The 18,616-nt window shown below is 34.0% G+C and carries 14 protein-coding genes; 3 read left to right on the top strand and 11 right to left on the bottom strand.

All coding sequences use genetic code 11. From position 1 onward, the window contains the following. Positions 1–18: 18 nt before the first annotated feature. From ACFSQP_RS08065 to ACFSQP_RS08035, 7 genes are all read right to left on the bottom strand, one after another. A complete protein-coding gene (locus ACFSQP_RS08065) occupies positions 19–732 on the bottom strand; it encodes a pirin family protein (protein WP_376893241.1) in 714 nt (237 codons plus the stop codon). A gap of 187 nt (positions 733–919) precedes the next feature. Beyond that, on the bottom strand, positions 920–1,729 hold the full coding sequence (locus tag ACFSQP_RS08060; protein WP_376893239.1) for an AraC family transcriptional regulator: 810 nt from the start codon (positions 1,727–1,729) through the stop codon (positions 920–922). Positions 1,730–1,854: 125 nt separating this feature from the next. Next, positions 1,855–2,904, bottom strand: coding sequence for a nucleoid-associated protein (locus tag ACFSQP_RS08055; RefSeq protein ID WP_376893237.1), 1,050 nt, complete (start codon positions 2,902–2,904; stop codon positions 1,855–1,857). Between the two features lie 106 nt (positions 2,905–3,010). Further along, a complete protein-coding gene (locus ACFSQP_RS08050; RefSeq protein WP_376893235.1) occupies positions 3,011–3,613 on the bottom strand; it encodes a collagen-like triple helix repeat-containing protein in 603 nt (200 codons plus the stop codon). Positions 3,614–3,825: 212 nt separating this feature from the next. Then, positions 3,826–5,589, bottom strand: a complete 1,764-nt coding sequence (locus tag ACFSQP_RS08045) for a hypothetical protein (RefSeq protein ID WP_376893233.1) — start codon at positions 5,587–5,589, stop codon at positions 3,826–3,828. An 18-nt stretch (positions 5,590–5,607) separates the two neighbouring features. Further along, complete coding sequence (locus ACFSQP_RS08040; protein ID WP_376893231.1) at positions 5,608–7,158, bottom strand: hypothetical protein; 1,551 nt, start codon at positions 7,156–7,158, stop codon at positions 5,608–5,610. Between the two features lie 26 nt (positions 7,159–7,184). Further along, complete coding sequence (locus tag ACFSQP_RS08035; RefSeq protein ID WP_376893228.1) at positions 7,185–7,856, bottom strand: C40 family peptidase; 672 nt, start codon at positions 7,854–7,856, stop codon at positions 7,185–7,187. 326 nt (positions 7,857–8,182) lie between these two features. Between ACFSQP_RS08035 and ACFSQP_RS08030 the strand changes: the two genes are divergently transcribed. Both ACFSQP_RS08030 and ACFSQP_RS08025 read left to right on the top strand, forming a co-directional pair. Then, complete coding sequence (locus ACFSQP_RS08030) at positions 8,183–8,752, top strand: RNA polymerase sigma factor (protein ID WP_376893226.1); 570 nt, start codon at positions 8,183–8,185, stop codon at positions 8,750–8,752. Beyond that, complete coding sequence (locus ACFSQP_RS08025) at positions 8,745–9,467, top strand: tetratricopeptide repeat protein (RefSeq protein WP_376893224.1); 723 nt, start codon at positions 8,745–8,747, stop codon at positions 9,465–9,467. The genes ACFSQP_RS08030 and ACFSQP_RS08025 overlap by 8 nt, the downstream gene beginning before the upstream one ends. Here ACFSQP_RS08025 and ACFSQP_RS08020 read toward each other — a convergent pair. The 4 genes from ACFSQP_RS08020 to ACFSQP_RS08005 all read right to left on the bottom strand — a co-directional run bounded on the left by ACFSQP_RS08020 (position 9,460) and on the right by ACFSQP_RS08005 (position 16,302). After that, positions 9,460–12,207, bottom strand: coding sequence for a CHAT domain-containing protein (locus ACFSQP_RS08020; RefSeq protein WP_376893222.1), 2,748 nt, complete (start codon positions 12,205–12,207; stop codon positions 9,460–9,462). The two genes, ACFSQP_RS08025 and ACFSQP_RS08020, sit on opposite strands and share 8 nt — an antisense overlap. Before the next feature lie 244 nt (positions 12,208–12,451). Next, positions 12,452–13,090: a hypothetical protein gene (locus ACFSQP_RS08015; RefSeq protein ID WP_376893220.1), complete on the bottom strand. Its 639-nt coding sequence runs from the start codon at positions 13,088–13,090 to the stop codon at positions 12,452–12,454. Between the two features lie 118 nt (positions 13,091–13,208). Continuing rightward, on the bottom strand, positions 13,209–15,638 hold the full coding sequence (locus tag ACFSQP_RS08010) for a ribonuclease HII (protein ID WP_376893218.1): 2,430 nt from the start codon (positions 15,636–15,638) through the stop codon (positions 13,209–13,211). 64 nt (positions 15,639–15,702) lie between these two features. After that, positions 15,703–16,302 (bottom strand): ribonuclease HII, encoded by a 600-nt coding sequence (locus tag ACFSQP_RS08005; RefSeq protein WP_376893216.1) that lies wholly within the window; start codon positions 16,300–16,302, stop codon positions 15,703–15,705. A gap of 69 nt (positions 16,303–16,371) precedes the next feature. Between ACFSQP_RS08005 and ACFSQP_RS08000 the strand changes: the two genes are divergently transcribed. Further along, positions 16,372–18,345: a putative porin gene (locus tag ACFSQP_RS08000; RefSeq protein ID WP_376893214.1), complete on the top strand. Its 1,974-nt coding sequence runs from the start codon at positions 16,372–16,374 to the stop codon at positions 18,343–18,345. Positions 18,346–18,616: the final 271 nt, after the last annotated feature.

Raw genomic sequence — 18,616 nt, 5'->3', positions numbered from 1 at the left:
GTTTTCAAGTGGGTTTACTTACATACTCATTGGTACTTCCATTAGCAATAGTTTGGCGTTTTCGTTTGCCAAAATAGTTATGGCATTAGTTTCCCAGATACCTAGGCCATCTCGTTTGGATAGCACCGTGTTATTTATGGTTACTTCACCTTCTAAAACAAATGCATAAACGCCGTTGCCTTCTTTTTTAAACGTATAGGTTTCGGAATGCCCTTTGCTGAAATTTCCTAAATGAAACCAGGCATCTTGGTGAATCCAAACACCTTGATCGTTTTTATTAGGAGATACCACTTGATACAGTGCGTTGGGTTTTTCTAAATCCTTAATGGATATTTGATCGTATTTAGGAGTAACATTCTTTTTATTAGGAAATATCCAAATTTGAAGAAACTTCACCTCCTTATCGTTGTTTTTGTTTTTCTCGGAATGGGTAACTCCAGTTCCGGCACTCATAGCTTGTACATCACCTTCTTTAATAACAGTAATGTTGCCCATGCTGTCTTGATGCTCTAAATCGCCCTCCAAGGGAATGGAAATAATTTCCATATTATCGTGCGGGTGGGTACCAAAACCCATGCCGCCTTGAACACGATCGTCATTTAACACACGAAGCACACCAAAATTCATACGTTCTGGATTGTAATAATTTGCAAAACTAAAAGTGTGATAGGATTGTAACCAACCATGATTAGCTGCACCCCGGGTATTGGCTTTATGTATTATAGTTTTCATAATAATTATAATTTTAGCTTTTTGTTGGTTGTTTCAATAGTAAGAAACAAATCCGTACTAAAAGCGCTATTGGTTAAAAATGCTTTATTAAGCATATGTAATTGTACAGTGCAAAGATGCAACAGATTGGAAACATGGGGAATATGAAAATAGGACAGAAACGTATAAAAATCCGATGTCCTTGAAATTACTTACTTGTAACTTCTGTTTTTTTGAATTTAGAAGGCGAAACTGCGGTGTGTTTTTTAAAAAAAGCGCTAAAATTTCCAGGTTCATTAAAGCCTAATGTATAGCCAATTTCTTTGTTCGTTAAATTGGTAAAGTAAAGTAGGCGTTTGGCTTCGGTAATTATTCTGGCTTGTATATACTCTTTAGCGGTTTTACCTGTTTTGGCTTTAAAAGTCCGGTTTAAATGATCTGGACTAATAAATAGTAAACTGGCGTAAAACGATGTGCTATGCTCTTTTTTGTAGTGTGTATTTACGGCTAATTTAAACTGTCGGATAAGATTGGTGCCTGTGGTATCCACATCGGATTCGATAGGGTTTATGGCGCAAATGTTGTTACAGGCAATTAGTAGTAGTTTTAAAAAAGCGCCAATAGATGCAAATTTCATATGGGCATTCCCTTGAAAAAGCTGAAAAATTTGATGGGTAAACTGTTCTATGGTTTCAAATTCGTTTGCACCAGGGGATAATGGCGGACTTTGGCCATAATTTTGAAACAAATTTAAGCTTTCCACAAAAGACAGTGGAATGGTATTTTCTACTAAAAACTGATTTGAAAACGTCATTACAAATCCCGATGGTTTTTCAGTTTCTATAACCTGATGCACTTGGCCTGGGGCCACAAAAAATATTTGATGTTTGGATAAATTGTAAGTGTTAAAATCTATTTTATGAAAACCTTTGGCGCTTTTTACAACTAATACGGTATAATAGTTATGTCTGTGCGGCTCGTCTGTTTGGGCGTTTCGGCGTAGGTAAATATCTTCCATTTTAGAAATACCAAAACTAATATGGTCCTGGGAGTTATCTACTTATTCGTATGTTTTTACGGCACGCATTAAGGCAGCGGTTTTTGTTCTAATCAAAGTACGCGTTTTACTGGGTAAAACACAAATTAGCCTTCGGAATTAAAAAACACTTTGTAATAAAACATTTTCTTGTCATCGTCGTAACCACGCTCAAGGTATTCCGAAGAGGCGTCTGGGGCGTCTATATCAAGTTTAATTTGTATGTGCGTGTCTAGCTTAATGTCGGTTTTAATTTTCTTTTTTTCTTTGTTTACCACCAATTCGGCTACATCAAACTGATTGCGAATTACAAGATCTTTTTCACCTTCAAACGTTTTTTTGTAGTCGTCAAAAAGGGTTTTGTGCTTGTCTTCTTCAAATAGTTCTTCTTTAAAAGTTTCTACATGCACTGTTTCATGGTCCTTGAAAAAATCGATGGTTTTGGCCAAAAACGAATTTTGTTCTTGGTTGCCATAGGATGGTTTTAAAATATCTTCAGAAAATCCTTTGCATAGCTCAATATACTGCTGGGTGTGGCTATTGGCATCGTCGGCATATTTTATGTTTAAAAAATGGTTAATCCAATATTGGGTATCGTAATTATTGTTGTCTGCACTAAAAACAATACGTCCTTCGGTGTCGCTTTGGTTTAAAATTAGGCAGCCTTTATCTACTTTTTTACTACTAATACCTTTTTGCACTAAAACATCGTAACTGTTGTTTTCTAAATAGGTTTGAAAAAAGTTTACTTTATTTTCAATTTTAAATATGCCTATGGCATTGGTGGTTATTTCGTTGTAGGTTATGCCTTCAAATAAAACAACTAGAACATCGCCTGTTTTTATTTGTGCAGAATTGGATTGCTCATACAAATGCTTAACTACATGCTTTGAAATGTCGATAAAATTGGCTTCGTCTGCAAATAGCTGCTGACTGTAAGTGTTAATTTCGTTTAATGAAATGTCTGCATGATGATTAAATCGGTAGGATTGCACCGCCGAGGTAAATGGGCGTAATAAGAAGGGTAGCATGAGTTCATAACTAGCCTCATCAAAAACAACTTCGTTTTCGGAAAAGGCATTTTTAGTATTGTTGTGTTTATTACCTACTTTGTGAATAATACACTTGGAAATAGAGGCGTTTTTGCGTGAAATCATAGTCTTGAAATTAGGAGTACAATACTAATCATTTAGGGGCAAAAGGCATAAAAAAATCCGAAGCTTTTAACTTCGGATTTAGAGTGTTTGTAGCGTGTTAAGTTATTTAATGGGCTAAACCGTAATAATCAGAAACCGCTTGATAATCGTTAATGTCTACTCCAGCTTGTCGTAATTCATTATAGATTTTTTGTTTTCCTTGGTTAGCTTCTCCGGGTTTATTGCTAGAAGACTCTATAAGGATTATTTTCATTTCTAATATATCGCCTACTGGTAAACTATAGTCTGTTCCGTCCCAATTATGAAATGAAATATAAAATTGCCCAACCCTATAATAAGGTCTGGTAATATAACGCGCTGAATATCCACCTCCTGGCATTGGGTAATACAAACTTGAATTAGCCGGTTTGAAATACGATAAAATAACATCATTATCTAAAACGTCTTGTGTAATTTCAGGAACCATTAAAACTATAAGGCTGCCCGACTCTGCTGAGGTATCAAATATAAAGGTTTGCACATTGGCGTTGCCATCTGCGCCATCTGCGCCATTGGTGCCGTCTGCACCATCTGCACCGTTTGTACCGTTTGTACCGTCTGCACCCGGTGGTCCTTGAGGTCCTGTAGCTCCATCCTCTGGTGAACAAGAAAAACTAAAGGCTACTAATAGCGCTAGAATTACAAATTTTGTTTTTGAATGTGTTTTCATAATTTTAAGGTTAATTGATTATTAATTGTGAGAGTATTAATGTTCCAGGCTTTATAAGGTTAACATCTGTGTTAAAAAAAAAGTAACTAATTGTAATATTGGTTTAATAGTATGTATTACATGCTTTCCTATTAAAGCTAATTTTAAGGGATGTTTTAGGGTAGTTGGTTATCATTTTTAAACCAGATTCTGCGATATTTCTGTCTTTATAATTAAAAATAAGTGGCTTTTTTTATTGGATTTGGAAAGTCTTCTAAAGTTTTGGCAATAACGCCTATTAGCTGAAATGAGTTGTCTATTTCTTCTTCCTCTGTAATTTCTTTTTTAGTTACTTTTATGATAAAATTATTTTTAGAAGAATTTACTTTAGTTGTTTTAAAATCGAAAACTACAGGTTTTATAATGGCGTCTTCTTCAATAAATAATCTATAAAACGTGTTGCCTGTTAAAACTGTTTTTAGCGCTTTACCCTCTGGTTTTATTAAAACGTTTAGGGGTTTTTTGTTATAGTGAATTTTGATTTTTTCAGGAGTAACTATCATAGCTTCTCGGGAGTGTGCATCTATAAAAGTAAATTTACAGTTTACAGTATTTATTGGACTAATAAGAGGGGTTGCTGTAAACTGAAGACTCATAGGTTTAGTTAATGCAGCGATTTTGATAGTCTCCTTTGCAATAAATTGTTTTTTTAGATGAGGTGCTAAACTTATAAATTGTTGTTGTTTTTGATTTACTATATTTTTAACAGCTCGGTCCTCCTTTTTTTTGTTTATTTTGGAACTAACATTCATAACCACTTTTCTATCTATATGCAATGAGGTATTAATGGCTTTTAATTTTAGCGATTGTCCCATTTTGTAGTTGCTCATATTAATCATAAAGGGACCTAAATTTTTGGCTGAAGCTTTTTCAATTAAGAGCCTATTATTATTGGCATTCTTTTTTACCTTCAAGTTTACACGCCTAACAAAAATGAGTTTGGAAGTTATTTTTGGAATAGATATTTGGTCTTTATTTAATAGATTGATATCCCAGAAAGGGGATTTAATAATTTGCTCCTCGTACCAAGCTCTTTCTACATTTACGAATATGAGCTCAAATTGAACCGATTCTAGATCTAATTGGGAAAGTGGGGAGTTTCCAAAAACCGACTGGTAGCTTTTTATATTAACCTTACTAAATAAGGACTCCAATTCGGCTGGATTAATTGTCATTTTTTTCCAATCTAATGCATCAGATTTATAAAGGTTATTTGGAGAGCATGACGTAATATAATAGTCGGAACCGCTTGTTAGATGTTCTCTTTTTAGGGTTAATAATTTGGCTTTAGACTCGTTAAAGAGCAACATAAACCTTTTAAACTCATCTTTAATAATATTTAAAATTTTAGTTTCAATGTCATTTTTAAACCCGTTAGATATCCATTTTTCATTCAGTTTATCAACGTTTTCCTGAATCATTTTAATTTCTAATTCAACAATAGCTTTGTTGGTCTCATTAATGGAACTTTTCAGCGTGTTAATGGTATTGTTTAGTTTAGATTTTAAATTGTAAAATGTGGTGTACGTTTTTTGTTGCTCGCTGTTAATGGCGTTTAAAGCCTGATTAAAAACAGGATGCTCGTATAGCATATCTATTTTTAACGTGTCAATGTCTATAAACTTTAGTCCTTCAATTATAGTCTTGTATTTACTTGATAAATAGTCGTTTTTGTCGCCAGAAATAGTCCAAAAGTTGGCCTCTAACGGAATGGTATTGGCTATTTGAAAAAACTCATACAATTCGTCTTGATATTTTCTTGCAGAATCCGCAGAGCTAGATGCTGTTGCCGAATCTAGAAATAAGAAATCATCGTTGGTAAATCCCGTAGAAAAGGGAGAGAAAATTAATTCGAAATTTTCTCTGTTACCTTCATCTAAATGATTCGTAAAAAAATCCTCTTTTATTTTTTCAAAAATGGTTGCTAGTTGTGACATTCTTACGTGTTTTAAAAATTATACCCACTCTTTAACGTCAGGTTGGGCATCGGGAGATTTAGGAAGCATGTGGCATTTAAAACCAATTAATTGCATACCTTTTACTTTAATGCCTTGCCCTTCTCTTGATACTTCCATATCGCGTTCTTTATGATTGTTTTCGTAGCTTCCACTTAATCTAAACGGTCCCCAACCAACACGCCCTTTTCCGCTTGTTTTGGACATCTCGTCCATGAATTCACTATTATTTTTACTAAATTTTAATTCTAAATCTTTAATAAAAATGGCAGTGGTTGTATAAGCGGGAATCATGCCTTGTGGTGGCGTTTTACCGTCTGATACCATATTGTTTTTAAATTGGGAATTGTTTACATCAAATCGCCAATATTTACTAGTTATAAAGTTGGGGTTAAGCCAAGGTCTGTTAATCATTGTTTGACATATTTTAAAGCTTAATTTAAAACTTGAGGTATCAATTGTTTTATTTATAGTTCTCTTTTCATGACTTCCTTTTGCTGAAGCGCCAAAACCAAAGAACCCAGCTCTGGCACCAACATGTCCTTTTTCAGAATCGAATGCATAATTAGATTTAAAATCGCTGCTACCGAATGAAAATTCTGTCCAGCCATTATCTGTTTCTGCAAATCCACCAGGAATTAAAGACGCATAATAGAAATCAGAACCAGAAGATGGACTAGTTAGTCTCGCTTTTTCCATGTCATCAACGTATTGCTGTTTTAGAGTAAGCATACTACGGCCTTCAACTTGTGCTATAAAAGCGGCAATTTGGTCATATTCTTCTTTAAAGCCGTTAGTTATCCAATCGTTTTTTGCAGCCATAACTTTGCTTCTTAATATAGAAGCGTTTATGCTCCAATAGTGAACAGCAGCAGGGTCTTTTGCAGCTAACGCATTTACGCGATGCGCATTATATTCTAACGCTTCATTTAAATAATTTTGGAGTTTCTCATTGTATTTTTTTACGAGAGCGGTTTCTTGTAAAACCTCTTCATCCTCTTCTGTAACAATATTCTTTTTAATTTTGGTTTCCTGTAATAAACCTCTTAAGCGTTGAATTTTTTTCTTGGTTTTTTCATCGGGTTCAAAATTAGCAACTTGGCTAAATTTCAAAATATGTCTATAGGCTTGAGATAGCGTGTTTTCTGGATTCCAAACATTCATGGTTACATCACCTTTAACGCCAGATGTATCTGGAATTAGGTCTAATAAACGCGATAAGTTTTCTGCTTGCATATATTTTCTAGTCACATCGCCAGCTAATAATTGTTGAATTTCTTCGGGGGTTTTTTCTGTTCTTTCAACAGGTTCACCGCCCTCTTTTAACGGTTCAGGCTCTCTGTAAATACCGGTAAAACCAGTAGATAGAAATTCTAATTCCTCTTTAGGATAGGGGACTCCAACAGATAGCCATGCTAAATAGTTATCTTTAGATTTTGGAGCAACAGTATCGCCACTTGTTAAAATATCGTAAAGTTTACCCAGTACGGAATTCATAAGTACATTTGGTAATACTTGTCTTTCTTTTGATGTGTCTGTTTGTTTTGCCATGATTTCTTGCTTTTTTAGTTTATTAATTAATCCTTATTTGCTAATAGACCTTCCATTAAATTTTTGGTTTCAGTATTATAAATCCCGGTAATTTTTACATGTTGGTCTGTTGTTTGTAACTGCTCCAGTGCTTGTTGTGTTTTATCACCAAAAATACCATCAGAAGTTCCAGGATTGTAGCCCAAAATTTTAAGTGCATTTTGTATGGCAATAACTTGAGGGCCTCTGCTACCATTTTGTAAAGGTGGCGTAGGTAAACTAACGGAATTAGAGTTAGTTAACCTTCTAAAAGATAATAGGCGGTTGGCAGGATAAGCAGAGATAGAAACGGCATTATCTTGATTGCCTCCTAATACATATATTCTGGATTGATCTTTAGAGTATCCTAAATAAATACCAACATGACCTAGTTTTGAATTAATGTGCTCTCTCCAAAACACCACAACATCTCCAGGTTCCGGATTTTGTGTTTCGAAACCTACATTCAGCCATGATCGGGCTGCTGCAGATTTTGAGTTTTGTAATCCAGCTTCTAGTGCAACCCAATTCATAAACGTGCTGCACCACGGGGTTTCATCATCATTAATCCATGTAAATTTAGAATCGTGAGCATATTTTATTATGCGGTCGTTATGTTTTGGTCCTATAATTTCCTTTACACCGAATTCATTGATAGCTATTTGAAGTAAATTTTTCATAATTTTTTAGGTATTACTTATTAATTGCCTGTTTTATGATTTTTTATTGAAAAGGTTAATAATCTGAGGCTTAAAAAGCCAGAAATTTCTTTTCTGACTTTTTACCTTGAAGACTAATTCAAATCATAAAACACATGTTTGTATTCTATTTTACGTTTTTAAAATATAATTTTGGACTTCTATTAATGGTGTTAGTACTACATGGGTTAACATGAGAAAGACGAAAAAAGAAAATGAAAACAGAATTTGGTGAATAGTAAGTTTCTTTTCACAAAAAAAGTTAAATTAGCAAAAGTGTGTTAACCTTCGTAACTTCAAACTATTAAATGCAAAGCGCTCAAAAGCACATTACAATTACAGAATTAAAGCAGGGCTCGGATACGTTGTTCAAACATATTTATGAAGATAATAGAGCCAAGTTTTTAAATTTTGCTAGAAAGTATAATCTATCGGAAGATGATGCTATTGACATGTATCAAGATGCCTACATTGTTTTTTATAATAACGTGATGGAAGGAAAAGTAACCGAATTTACAAGTTCGATTTCTACCTATTTATTTAGCATTGGGAAGTATTTAATTTTTGATAAAATGCGAAAAAATAATAAGACTATAAATCCCGATTTCGATTTGTCACTTATAAGAGAACGGGACGCCCTCATGGATGCTTCGTTTGATTTAGATCCGGACGATTTAACCACAGAACAAGTGTTGCTGAAGAAACATTTTGCCACATTAGGTAAAAAATGCCAAGAATTGTTAACCTTATTTTATTACCGGGGCTATACCATTAAAGATATAATAGCCACTAGCCAATATACCAGTGAAAATGTGGTAAAAAGTGCCAAATCGCGCTGTATGAAAACCCTTAAAGAACGTATTAATAGCAATGACTAATCAAGATTTATTATATCTCTATTTTTCTAAAAGCTTATCGGCAGAACAAGAGATCGTTTTTAAAAAATTACTAGAAACGGATGCTGCGTTTAAGGCAGAATTTGAATATGAAAGTAGCTTGAAAAAAGCAATAAAAAGCCATGAGTCTGATAAATTAAAAGCAAAATTACAAGATTTTGAGCGCACTATAAACTCACAAAAAAGCACATCTTTTAATTATACATATTTAGCCGTTGCAGCTTCCATTGTTTTAATGGTTGGCTGGTTTGGCTATAACGCATTTTTTGGAACCAATTATTCTAATTTATATAAGGCTAATTTTAGTGAATATCCGAACACGGTTTACACCATTACTAGAGGCAATGATGTAAACACTACAGAGCGCGAGGCTTTTGTGGCTTATGAAACACAAAATTTTGAAATAGCTATTGATAAATTTAATGCTATTTCAGAAACCACAGCACAAAACTATATACCATTTTATAAGGCTCAAGCTTATTTAGGTTTGGAAAATACCAATGAGGCTAAAGCCTTGTTAACACAAATTGTTAAGGGTAACAACTCGAGTTTTGTTCCTGAATCTTTATGGTATTTAGCCTTAATAGCTATAAAGGAAAAGGATGGCAAGCAGGCCAAAATATATCTTGAGGAATTAATAGCTAATTATAGTTATAATCAAGCAAAAGCCAAACTGCTGCTAGACAAGCTTAATTAGATTTTCTGAAGGTTATAAATAAATAATACAGGGCTAATAAGCTAATAATACCGGAGGTATACCAAATCCAATTATGGGTAGTTTGAATAGCCTGCATATTTCCAGAGATAACAAAACCCGACCAATAATACGGGTGCGATAAGGCATTTTGATTATTAGCATGAATAAAGGAAACTTGTGCTTTTTGTAAAGCCGTGTTTTTATCCGCGCCTTCCGATAGGTTTTTGTAAAATACATCCATGATTTTCAAGGATGAACCATCGTTAATTTTCCACAAGGTACTAGCTATACTTTTAGCACCACTAAAATAAAAGCCGCGTGCTAAACTTATAAAACCTTCACCGCGTTTTAAGTCGCCTAAACCACTTTCGCAAGCACTTAATGTCACTAAACTGGTGTTGGTATTTAAATTATACAAGTCGCTTACATATAATAAATTGTTTGTGCTGTCCGGCTGAAAGGCCAAATAGGAGTATTCGGGGTTTTTATCATCTAAAATAGCATGCGTGGCAAAATGTAATATACCATAATCAGCACTAATTTTATTAAAGTTTTGTAGCGTTGCCTGATTATCTGTTAAGGTTTTTCCACTAAAATAATTTAGAATATTTGTAGCCTCCTTTTTGTTATTAGGCAAGGCTAGTAAGTTATTAGAATTGGGGCCATCAAAACTAGGAGCAAAGGCTAATACATTTGTGTTAAGAGGTTTTTTATAGGAAAGCTGTTGGAGTAAAGTTGCCGAATTAACATAACTAATAGCACGATTCGCTACCAAATATTTTGCAGCGCCAGTTGTAGATAGACCAGAAAATGGCAGATAATTTAGTAACCCATCTGTTATAATAATGATGTTTTTTTCTGAAATAGCATCAAGACTTGGCGCTACTAATTGAGAATATACTTGAAACGATTTATTATTTAGTTCATGTATGTCTGATTTCGGGTTGTTTAACATATTGTAAACAGAAATAATACGTTCGTCTACTTGTGCATCTCGTTTTAATTGATGTAGGGATTTGCTTTTTTTAGTAATAACGATACTGTAAATGGCATCATTACCATAAAAATAGGATATTAGCGCGGTATCTGGTTTTAAGAACCGCTGTAATTCTGATAAAGTGATGACTTCAGAATTGTATTTTAAATCGTAATAGGTTTTATAATTAGTTTCAATAGTCGTTATCAATTCGCGATAACTAGTATTAGTTTCGAATAATTCAGATTCTAAATCGGTGTTTTCAGATGTATTTAAAAGCTTTTCTAAATGCGTAATTTGCGATCGTAATATCTGTTCTTGTTCAATAATTTTTTTGGGAATATTAGCAAAATCAGTCGCTTTTGTGCTTAAAAGCGCTTCCATTAAAAGCACACTTTTACTTTTTTCGGAAGCATAAAAAGCATGATCAATAAGACTGTCTTGCTTGGTTTTTTTGTGTAATTCAAAGTTAGCCTCTAGTGCCGACTCGAAAACAGGAAAGGCATCAGCCATTAAAAAGAGTTTATCTGAATTATTTTTAAAGGTAGGTTTTAAAAAGTCTAAAGTTTCCATGGCATTATTTGCCGTTAATAGACTTTCTGAATAATTTTCTAACACATTTAAAATTTGCGTTTTGTTTTTTAAAATTTTCAAAACAACAGTTTGATTTATACTTGTGTTCGTATTGTTTTTAGATAGCTGTTTTAAGGCTAAATTGTAATTTTCCAAGGCGGCCTTGGGGTTATTAAATTTAGCATGTAACAAGCCAATGGCGTTATAAGCTTTTGCAACATCTGTATGCGTTTCATCTTGCCATTTCTGTTTTATGAGGTTTAAAGCAGCTATAAGTTCTTTTTCTGCTTGTGAATACGAGTTTTCAGCTTCAAAAATTTTAGCTTTAGCTTCGTGGTACTTATGTCTAAACGCATGTTTAGGAGTTAGGTTTGCTTTCATTAGCTGAACATAAAATTTGGCGCTGTCCAGTTGTTTAAGATTAATATGATTGTTAACAACTCCCTGGTAAGACGAAATAATACGATTGCTATTTTTTGAAACCAATGTATGGTACGGTATGTTTTTTAATATAGATGCGTTTGCCTGTTCAAAGTTGCCTTCTTTTTCATGTATTTCGGAAAGCAGAATATAAATACTACTAGCTAAAGCCTTATTTGTTTCTGGGTTGGATTTTATGTTTCTTAAGCTTTCATCATAATATTGTTTGGCAAGTTTATACTGCTGCTCAATAGTATAAATTTTAGCAATAAAATTATGAGCTGTTATATATAAATTAAAAATATCGGTATGGCTTTCAAAGTCAGGGATAGCTTCAATAGTACTTATGAGAAATTTAAAATTGATTAATGCTTTTTTGAAATCTGCAAGCTCATAAGCATACAATGCGTTGGAGTACTGATAGGCGGCTTGGTAGTAGTTACCTTGGTCCAGCGTTTTTATGTAAACAGCGTTTTTAATTAAAACAGAATCAAATTGTTTTAGGGTTTTACGCATTAAGGCTAAATTGTATGTAGCGTTAGCTGCCCAATTTTCAGTTATTAAAGCTTCAATAAAATAGTCTATTTCATTGTATGAGCGGGCTTGTTCTTTAACTTTCTTTAAATAATATAGCGCCGAATCGGTGTTGGTATAATAATGTTCATACACTTTATCAAAGTTATAATTTAAAGCGTTTAAATGATTGTTTTCCTGCGCTAAAATACTCGACGTGAATATGGATACTAAAATGACTGTTAGAATGTTACGCATAAAAAAAGCTTTTAGTAAAGTTACTAAAAGCTTTAACATAGTATTATTCAATCCGTAAAAAAGTAAAAATTTTTACAATGTTATGGAAAGCATATCATTTTCTAGTATAAAACACATAACTCTTTTATGAAGCCGTAAAAGAGCGGTTTGCGGTATCTAGAACTATCAGATTTTGTTTCTGTTATAACTTATTCCAAATTCAAGTTATTTAAGATTGTTTTATTTTTTATTCTACACCACTATACTAATAGATGTTACCATTTAGGCTGTAACTAATGGTTTCATTATCGGTATTGGTTCGTTGAATGTCTATAATTACAGCACCAGTAAATTCCTTTAAATCAATAGCAGTTGCCGTAACTAAATTCTCATACTGGGGTAGTGGTGACGGTTTACTTATTGAAGCCGAGGCAATTATTTCTTTTGTTTCCAAATCTGTAATCTTCACCACAATACGTTGGATATCATTGGAGATGGTTATAAATGAAACCGCAGTAGGTATGCAAGCACCAGCCAAGCAGGGTTGTGGTGGCACAGGCGGTACACGCGGAACTCGGGGCAGTTTGCCTATTAAGGCATCTTGCTGGTTTTGAATTTCAATATTCTTTTTTAAGGCGTTTAAATCACTTTTAAGTGTTTCAAGTTCGGCTAGTAATTTCTCATTGTTGGGCTCTGTTTCTAAAAAATCGCTTGTAATGTCTAATTGAGCCTTTGTAAATAAAATTTTGTCTTCTAAATACAATTGGTACAAATCGCCTTCATAAACATTATTTTCAGTGGTTAGTACAATTTTAGAGCTTTCTGTTTTTTTGCCAGTTTCACAACTAACTATCGTAAATAAAAACAGTGCCATGGGAAGTAACGTTAAAATGGGTTTTCGCATAATGATACATATTAATGGATTTTAACCTTCTTAATGGAATGTATTTTATAAAGTTAACCTTTTTAAGAAATTAATAGTATAAAAAGCGACTTTTTTACTGCAAGTGTTTGGTTTTAAGTTAGTTTATTTCGTAAATTAAAATAGTGTCGGTACCGCCGCTTGTAACAAATTCTAAATTTTTTCCTTTATCCATATTGGCCATATCAATGGCAGATGTGCCATATACAGGAAAATTATTTAAAAGGTTGGCATTACTATCAAATAAAAATACTTTCTGCGTTTGCTTGTCCGTAACAGATACATAAATTTTATCCTGTAAATAAAAAATAACTGGTTTGCTGTAATTTCCGTAATCTAACTCGTATGTATTTCCTTTTATGCTCAACTTATTTTCGGACAGCGTAACCCGTGTTTTACTAGTTGTAACTAAACCATGTTGCTCGGTTAGATTTAGGTTTTGAATGGCGGTATTTCCACTCTGGTCTATTGTTACAAAATTGCCGTCCTTGGTTGTCGTGGCAAAGTTACCTTGGTATAAATACACCGCCTCTGCAGAATATGTTTGTTGCGATTTTGGTGTAACCCGTGGTTTACCAACTCGATTCAGAATATATAATTTATTGGCTGTTTTAACAACAATATAATCTTTTCTACCAATACGAATATGTTGAGGTTGGTGTATTATACTGCCACTTGTGTTGTTAAAGCTAAAGCCTTTAACCGATTTACCTTTGGCATCTAACATTAACAATTGTTTGTTTTGGGTTACCACTAAACGATAATTTTTAGTATTGTCGTAATCAAAAACCGCAAGGGGTTGCGTAATGGCATCGTTTAGTTTTACAGGAAATGGTTTTACATCTTTGCCATTTCTGTCTAAAACATACACCGCGTTACTTGTTGAAAAAGCTAATTGCAAACGGCCGTTTTTATACATGTCAATCTGCGAAATCTGGCCCAAAATTGGATTGTTAAGCTGTTTCTTCCAAAGTATTTTGCCGCTATTCGATATTAAATACAAGTTGTTCTTAACATCTTGTACCACTATTTCTTTTTCTTTAGTAATGTGGTTGGTAACTAATTGCGGCGTGTTTAGTAGGGGATTATCTAGCGTAACCGAGGCCATTTCGGTAACAGCATTCTCCACGGCACGTACTTTTGCTTTTTGTACAACGGCATGTACGTGTGCAAAATTGGTGTCGTAAACAAACTGAATACCACTGGCCTTAAAGGCATCAAGTTTTAGAGGCACGCTGTCGTTTAGGTTTTTGTGAAGCAAGGCTTCTAACTTATCCGGATTTACCACACTTAATAATGAGGCTTCATCGCTAAAATGGGCTTGCAAATCTGTATATGGACTACGGTTGCTAAAGGTCGTTTGGTTTTTGTAACTAGCTATTATGGTGTGTAAAAAGTCGGTATTATCTGAAAAAACAATAAAATTGTCAAGAATACAATACATATTAGCTTGGTTGAAGCTAATAAATGGGAAAAAACTCTCTACAAAAAATTCCGGCCTGCTGAAGCTATAAATAGGAATTTCCCGAAAGGTTTCAATCATGTCTTGATCGTTTAATAAGGCATCTTTAGTAATATACATATCTAAAGAATGTAATACCACCGCACGGTTGGAGCCCTCGTATATAACACCGGCTTCTATAACATTATCCAGAAGCACTTTGTTGCTAGAAGAATCTGGCGATTTAAAGGGTTTTAAGTTTTTGTGAAATTCGGCGTAATTTTGAAATGTAAGACTCAAAAAGCCATCGCTATTTGCGGGAGTTACCGTTGCAAGCCTATTTTCCTGTGGTTTCGTGTTTTTAAAAACGTCTATTAATTTTAGGCTGGAATCGGCCGATTTAACCACCCCGTTTAATTTTAAAGCATTTTGGTCTACATCTATATCCAAAAACATATAATCCGTAAGAAGTTCGGTAGCAATTTCTGTATTTATTAGTAGCGCTTGTAAAGCCTTGTCCTGTTTTTTGTTTACAAACACAGAAAGCTGATTGTCTGGTCCAGAAGCTTTTATAAGTGTTTTTATATTAGGATGAACCGATTTGGAATTAAGGATGTTATCTAAAATATGTTTAGCTGAAGCGCCTATAAAAACGCTGTCTCGTACCGCGTAATAAAAAGTATTATTGGCAATGGTAGTACGCATAATATTTTTAGAAGCTTTAGACTTGTTAGCACTGTTAATATTTGGTACACTGTCTATATGAAACAAGTTTGGTGTTAGTTTTGTAGCTACTGAAAACGCTACGTCGTCCGGAGTTTCAAACAACGAAAGAAAGAGCTCTTCCTCTGTTTTTAGATAATTTAAAACATCTAATTTTTCTAAAAGCGTTTGGTAATTTTTGGCGCTTTCTAACGTCTGTAAAAAAGCGTTATTGCTTATATTGCTTTTTAAACTAGCCATGTTATTAACTTTTACAATAACACTAGCGTCGTTACTTAAATAATCTGCTAGTTGCGCTTTCTTTTTGGAACTATTACAGGCTAGTAAAAGGACGCTTAAAATACTTAAAAACCAAATGTTTTTCATGAGTGCCATAATTTATACAAACCTACATAAATAATTTATAGCTATAAAACGAATAAAGACCAACTTACAAGTTCATTTTTAACTGCTCCGGAAGGAGTTTAAAGGAGGTTCTGTGATATTTTGTGGGGCCATAAAGCTTAATAGCTTCGCGGTGTTCTTTGGTAGGGTAGCCTTTGTTTTGTTTCCAATTATACATGGGAAACTCCTCGTGTATTTTTTCCATATAGGCATCTCTGTAAGTTTTAGCTAAAACAGATGCCGCTGCAATATTTAAAAATTTAGCATCCCCTTTAATTATGGTCTCGTAAGGAATGTTTGCACAGGGTTTAAATTTATTACCATCTACAATTATAAATTCGGGTTTAATTGGTAACGCTGTAATGGCCTGGTGCATAGCTAGTATAGAGGCATTCAAAATATTAATGCGATCTATTTCATCCGGATAAATATGAGCGAAACCAAAACCTACAGCCTCCTGGGTAATAATATTTTTTAAATGATTTCGTTTGTTAGCAGAAAGTTGTTTGGAATCGTTAAGAATGGCATTATTAAAGTGTGAAGGTAAAATAACAGCTGCAGCAGTAACAGGTCCAGCCAAGCAACCACGGCCAGCTTCATCGGTGCCACATTCTAAGGTAAACTTGGAATACTGTAATTTTAGCATATTAATACTTCTTTATATAATGACTGTATTATAAATTGTATATACATTTGCAAGGTCGAAAAAATAATTATGAGTAAAATAATTTTAACCATTTTTTTAGTGCTTTGTGTTAATTTGGTGAGTGGCCAAACCAAGCCGCGCATTGAACGAGCCAATACAAACAGAGATATAAATTCGGAAAACCCCAACCAATTTAACAACAAATCGTCTGAAAGTACGCGCATAGACGATATTAAAAATTTAGATGCTAAAATAGAGCAGTACCTAATTATTTCTCCAGAAAACGACACCACTTATGTAGATACTACCTTAACCATCTTCAAGGAATATAAATTTAATTATTTACGCCGAGATAATTTTGAGTTGCTTCCCTTTTCAAATGTAGGCCAAACCTACAACGCCTTAAGTTTTAACTACCAAAAAAATACCTTAATGCCGCTTTTTGGAGCTCGGGCAAGGCATTATAACTACATGGAAATAGCAGACATAAATTATTACCATGTGCCTACACCATTTACAGAGTTATACTATAAAACAGCCTTTAAACAAGGGCAACAATTAGACGCGTTTTTTACGGTAAACACCTCAAAACAATTCAATTTCTCAATTGCTTATAAAGGTTTACGCAGTTTGGGCAAATATCAGCATATTCTTACCAGTACCGGTAATTTTAGGTTTACTACAAGTTATAAAACCAAAAACAACCGTTATTTTTTAAATGCGCATGTGGTAATGCAAGATTTGTTAAACCAAGAAAATGGGGGTATCCGCGATGATAATGTGCCTTTTTTTGAATCTGGAAACCCCGAGTTTCTGGATCGGGCCGTGTTAGCTGTTAATTTTGAAGATGCTGAAAACATTTTAAAAGGTAAGCGGTTTCATCTAGACCATACATACCACCTTACGAAAGAAACCGATTCGTTGTCCAAAAATAATATCGGCATAAACCATATAATTTCTTTTGAAGATAAGTACTACGAATACAATCAAGACAGGCAAAACGATTATTTTGGAAATGCTTTTCAAACTGTTAACTTAAGAGATCGGGTAACTTTAGAAAACTTTTACAGCCAAGTTGGTTTGCAATATAGTAACCACCTATTGGGTGCAGTAAATGTGAATTTGGGGTATACCAACTACAACTACGGCTACGACAGGGTAACGCTTATTAATAACCAATTAATTACTAACCGACTAAAAGGTGACGTGGTTTCGGTAAATGGACAATACGAAAAAACTATTAAAGGATTTCAGCTGCGGGCAAAAGCCGGTTTAAATGTGCTTGGCGACTTTAATGGTAATTATTTAGAAGCAGACGCCTCCTTCAAAGTAAATAATAACCTACAGGTTGGTGCCACGGCCAGTCATAATTCCAGTGCCCCTAATTATAACTTTTTGCTGTATCAAAGCACCTACAAAAATTACAATTGGCAAACTAGCTTTAATAACGTAGATACCCAGCAATTGGAGTTGTATGTTACATCTAGATTATTTGGCAACGTTTCAGCCAATGTAACTAATATAATTGATTACGCTTACTTCAGAAAAGATGACACCGGTTCTGTAAAACCGTTCCAAACCAGTAATTCCATTCAATATATTAAGGTGAAGTGGGAAAAAGGCTTTAATTTTCTAAAACGTTTTTCGCTTCAAAATACCATGATGTATCAACACGTGCAGGACAACAACGCTATTTTAAACCTACCGAAGTTTACTACCAGAAACACCTTGTTGTATACCAATAGGTTTTTTAAGAAAGCATTATTTTTACAAACCGGTGTTACATTTAGTTATTTTACCGATTATTATATGGATGCTTACGATCCGCTGTTGGCAGAATTTTATGTTCAAAACAACCGGCAATATGGAAATTTTCCAAGAATAGACTTTTTTGTGAATGCTAAAATAAGTCAAACCCGAATTTATTTAAAAGCAGAGCACCTTAATTCCGCTTGGACTGGCTACAATTATTATGCAGCTCCAAATTATCCTTACAGAGATTTTGCACTTAGATTTGGCGTAGTTTGGAATTTCTTCATGTAGGAAATGCGTGTTTTCTCCAAGCAACCCCACGAAATGAACAGCGGGTAAGGCGGTAAACACGACGCTAACGGTCTGTAATTCAAAACGCTTGAATATTGTGGTAAAAAATTATTAAAAAAGCTTTGTAGGAAGCAAAAAAAGGTGTCATATTTGCAGCCGCTAACGCAGGGTATAGAAATGATGCGTTAGGATCTTTGACAAGCGGGTTATTAGAAGTTGAAAACGGTTTAAAAAACATTTTCAAAAAAAAGTAACAAAAAGCTTTGCAGGA

The organism is Bizionia sediminis (assembly GCF_042684585.1).
GTDB classification, from domain to species: Bacteria; Bacteroidota; Bacteroidia; order Flavobacteriales; family Flavobacteriaceae; genus Algorimicrobium; species Algorimicrobium sediminis.
This window is presented reverse-complemented; position numbering and strand designations above follow the sequence as displayed.